This window comes from Bartonella sp. AA74HLJMH, assembly GCF_042197045.1.
GTDB lineage: Bacteria > Pseudomonadota > Alphaproteobacteria > Rhizobiales > Rhizobiaceae > Bartonella.
The window spans coordinates 1-1,982 of record NZ_JBHIRJ010000074.1 but is presented as its reverse complement, the minus strand read 5'-3'; the positions used below and the strand labels follow the sequence as shown (position 1 = coordinate 1,982).

General features: G+C 48.0%; 2 protein-coding genes. Both read left to right on the top strand.

Annotated elements, in window-relative coordinates; genetic code table 11:
- Positions 1-1,452 (top strand): phage tail tape measure protein (locus ACFINH_RS09675; protein ID WP_375632954.1); only part of this gene is annotated, 1,452 nt, incomplete at its 5' end.
- 13 nt (positions 1,453-1,465) lie between these two features.
- Positions 1,466-1,927, top strand: a complete 462-nt coding sequence (locus tag ACFINH_RS09670) for a phage tail protein (RefSeq protein ID WP_375632952.1) — start codon at positions 1,466-1,468, stop codon at positions 1,925-1,927.
- The last annotated feature ends 55 nt before the right edge of the window (positions 1,928-1,982 follow it).

Genomic DNA, 1,982 nt, shown 5'->3' with positions numbered 1-1,982 from the left:
AAATCCGAACAGGGGATGCGCTCGCTGATTGCCATTGCGGGGCGCGATTTTACTGGTGATTTTGCCAAATTGGTGGGTAACCCCGAATTGTTAGGGCAAGCTTTAGATTATGTGAAAGATCCACAAGTCTTTAAAGGTTCTGTAGAACAAGAAGCAGACAAACAAGCAACCGGTGCCATGCGGCAATTTGAACTCTTGCAAAACCGTATTGTGGCTCTGGGCATCACCATTGGTGAAGTGCTTCTGCCCCCCCTCAACAGTTTGATGGAAAGTGTTGGCAATTTTACCAATGGGCTTATGGCGTGGGCGAATGCGCACCCAACTTTAACAAGCGCCATCATCAAAACCATTGCCGCTCTGATGGCTTTTAATATTGCTCTGCGCGTGTTGCGCTTTACCATGGCTGGCACACGTCTTGGGCTTCTTCAATTGATGGGCTCTTTTATCAAGCTTAGAGTACTCAGTCGTGGTCTTTCTGCAAGCTGGCGAGGGCTATTGGCTGCAGGGCGCTCACTGGGCTTGCTAACCGCGGGTCTTGGGGCAAGTTCACTCCGACTCTTACGCCCCATGACCTTGTTGGTCGGGGCTTTACGGGGGATTGCTGTCTCAGGAAGTGCATTTGCTGCCTCTTTTGGCTTTATGGGGACAGTGATCGAAGTGGTTGGGGCAAGTCTTTCCTCTGTTGTGGGGGGTATTTTTACCCCGATCGGGGTGGTCATTGCTGCTGTTGTGGCTGTCATCCTTGCTGCTGGTTTTGCTTTGTGGAAATATTGGGATCGTTTTTCTTCTTTTGTCAAAGGTTTTGCACGGGGGGTATCTCGGGCTTGGGGGCGTGCCTTTGAAGCCGTCATGCGCTTTTTTGGTGCTGATACCACCACCATTACCAAATGGAAAAATATCATTGCTGCTGCTTTTGATTTCTCTCAAACTTGGCAAAAGTTTAAACAAGGACTTTCCTCTGTTGTCGAGTGGTTTGGCAATTTGTGGGAGGGCGTTAAACAAAGCTTTTCCAACTTTTGGCAATGGTTGAAGAGTTTTTTTACACAGGAAAAGCTCTCGGAGAGTGCCAAGGCTGGTATGGAACAAGCCGGCGAAGATCTGGCTAATTCGATTGTCGATGGCTTTATGTCGTCTATCTCACAATTGATGGATTTTTGTAAATCTTTGCCTAGCCGCATTAAGGGGTGGATTGGTTCCATTGATGTAAGAGAGTTTTTGCCAAGTTTTTTGGGGGGTAAAACAGCCATTCAACCGATTGCACAATTTGCGGGGGCGGGGCATGCCAATTACTCTGTGAGAGAACAAAGAGACAAAGACCGTTCCCCCATCACACACAATCAAAATGTCACAGTGCATGTCAATGGTGCCCGTGATCCTGTGGCCACTGGTCGTGCGGTTGCCCACGCCATTCAACGGGCACGCGCTAATGCGCTGCATGGCGGGACAGAATGAGGGGAGGGAGCCTATGAGAGATCCTTTGATGATGTTAGGACCGCATCAATTTTATGTGGACTGGCTGAATTTCCAATCTTTTGAAGAAGAGTTTTCTGCCTCATGGGTTTGTATGGAGCGTTTTGGCAAGGCACCCAGTTTGCAATTTACCGGCTATGGCAATGATGCAAAAACCATTCATGGAGTTTGGTTTCCAGAAGAATTTGGTGACCGGGTAGCGATAGATGCCATCGCCCAAACTATTCGAAGAGCAAAGCCTGTCCAGATGCTTCGTTGGATTAATGATACGACCTATAGTGTCCTTCTCCATGGATCCGTAGTAATCACCAGTATCACAAAAGACCACGACTATATCAGTCGCTCTGGTCAATCCCAGCGCATCCGCTATTCCATTACGCTCTTGCCCTTTTTTTATGGCGGAAAACCACAAGGACAATACCAAGAGAGACAAATCCAAGTGGGACAAACTCTATGAAGATACCAGAAAAGCATGTTGTTGTAGAGCTAGAGGATATGAGCCTCGATCTCCT